Raw genomic sequence first — 1,948 nt, forward strand, 5'->3', positions numbered from 1 at the left:
CCCCTTCCCGCAACCGCGGGAAGGGGCCCGGGTGCTTTGTCGGTCCTGCCTGCCACACAGGCGAGGCGGGGGCTTGGTGCCGGATGTCAGAACGACGGTTTCGTCGACCAGATCACGAAGCCCGACCTCCAGGTTCTGACACGGTCGTCGTCGAACGCCACCCGCACCGGCCGGACTTCTGCCGGGGCTTCAACCTCAACGCCCGCGCCCTGGAACAGGATTCCGAGTCCGTCACCGTCACCGTCACCATCGGCGACCGCCAGTACCGCGTCCGGGACGCCGGCGATCAACTCGCGCCGATCACCGACCTACTCACCTACGTCCCCGGCCACCCTGCGGGCAACCGCGCCTTCGCCGAGACCGTCACCGGACCGGACACCCGCTACGAGATGCGCCCCGACTCCGACCACCCCGTCAGACGGCCGTCCGGACCGCCACCGAGTAGAGCGGCCAGCCGTCGTGGTCCGGGCGGCAGGACACCTCGGCGAGGCGGCCCGACCCGCGCAGGAGCGCCGGCACCGTCGCGCCGTGCAGGTGGCCGTGCTCGACCACCAGCGTGCCGCCCGGTCGCAGCAGCCCCGCCGCCGCCTCCACCACCTGGCGGACGACCCGCAGGCCGTCGGCGCCGCCGAAGACGGCCTGCCGGGGCTGGTAGCGGCCGAACTCGTCGGGCACGTCGGCCGCGTCCGGCATGAACGGCGGGTTCGCGAGGACCAGGTCCGCCTCGGCCGCCAGCCCGGTCAGTTCGCCCGCCCGGGCCGCCTCGCCCTCGTGGACGGTCACCCCGGTGTCCCCGAGGGCGGCGCGGCGGGCCGCGTTGCGGCGGGTGAAGTCCGCGGCGACGGGGTCGAACTCGACCGCGTGTACCCGGGCGTCCGGCCGTGCGTGGGCGAGGGCGAGTCCGATCGCGCCGGAGCCGGCGCACAGGTCGACGACCGTCGGTGCCTCCGTCTCCGCGACGGCCGCCAGGCCGGCGGCCAGCACGAGCTCACTGTGCACCCGCGGCACGAACACGCCGGGCCCGACGAGGAGTTCGAGCCCGGCGAACACGGCCCGACCGGTCAGGTGCCCGAGCGGTACGCCGTCGACTCTCCTGCCCACCAGCTCCCGCAGCCGCCGTACCGATCTGCCGTCGACTTCCCTCCGCGGATCCAGCTCGGCCGCGTCCACGCCGAGCACCCGCGCGGCCAGTTCCTCCGCCTCCTGGCGCGCGTCCGTCCGGACCGCGCCGTCGAGTATCAGCACCGCCTCGTCGAGCAGGTCTCCGAGCATCGTCGTTCCCATGTGTCCGCCTCCCGGCCCGCGGTGCGGCGCCCTCGGCCGCACGCTGCCGCCAACTGTGCGCCCGGGGAGGCTAGGAGAGTGTCCAAAACTGATGTTTGGATCGCTGGGGGGCACCGCCATGATCGGTGTTGGGCGATTTGTGGGGGTCGGATCGAGCCACCGCCGGACGGCCGGGGCTGTCCGCAGGGGATCACTGTCAGGCTCGTGATCGGCTTCGTCCGACACGGGATCATCACTGCGAGGTGAATCGGGCACGGTCGAAACGCCGCTCGGCCAGCTCCTGCCGCCTGATCAGCGGTCAGCGGGCCGTGGCCCGGCCACTCCGGCCACGCCTCGTCCTTCGGCATGCGCGGGTTGCCGCCGAATCGGCACACGGCGGCCGCGGCCTCGCCCGGGTCGAGCGGCCGAAGGCGAGTGGCCTGCCACAGGCCGCTGACAGCCTCCCCTGGTGCCGCCCCGGCCGGCGGACGACACACGAAGGTTCGGCGCCTGGCGGTTGCCGCGAGCTGTCTTCTCGGCAGGTACGGCGCGCAAAGAGGGCGTCGCGGGAGCCCCCCGCGGGGGGGCCCCCCCCCCGGGCAGGGGGGGGGGGCGGGAAGGACACCCTCCCCAAGAGTTGTTGAAAAACTCGCAAAAAACAGGCTCCCCAAACCCCAACAAAAAG

At 73.3% G+C, this 1,948-nt stretch carries 2 protein-coding genes; both read right to left on the bottom strand.

Annotation, left to right across the window (positions count from 1 at the left end; translation table 11 throughout):
* Positions 1 to 86: 86 nt before the first annotated feature.
* Positions 87 to 290 (bottom strand): hypothetical protein, encoded by a 204-nt coding sequence (locus tag ACFVWU_RS44815; RefSeq protein ID WP_387632483.1) that lies wholly within the window; start codon positions 288 to 290, stop codon positions 87 to 89.
* A 124-nt stretch (positions 291 to 414) separates the two neighbouring features.
* Positions 415 to 1,284: a N5-glutamine methyltransferase family protein gene (locus ACFVWU_RS44820; protein WP_387632486.1), complete on the bottom strand. Its 870-nt coding sequence runs from the start codon at positions 1,282 to 1,284 to the stop codon at positions 415 to 417.
* Between the last annotated feature and the right edge of the window lie 664 nt (positions 1,285 to 1,948).

It is taken from the genome of Kitasatospora sp. NPDC058190 (assembly GCF_042883685.1).
Lineage (GTDB): Bacteria > Actinomycetota > Actinomycetes > Streptomycetales > Streptomycetaceae > Kitasatospora.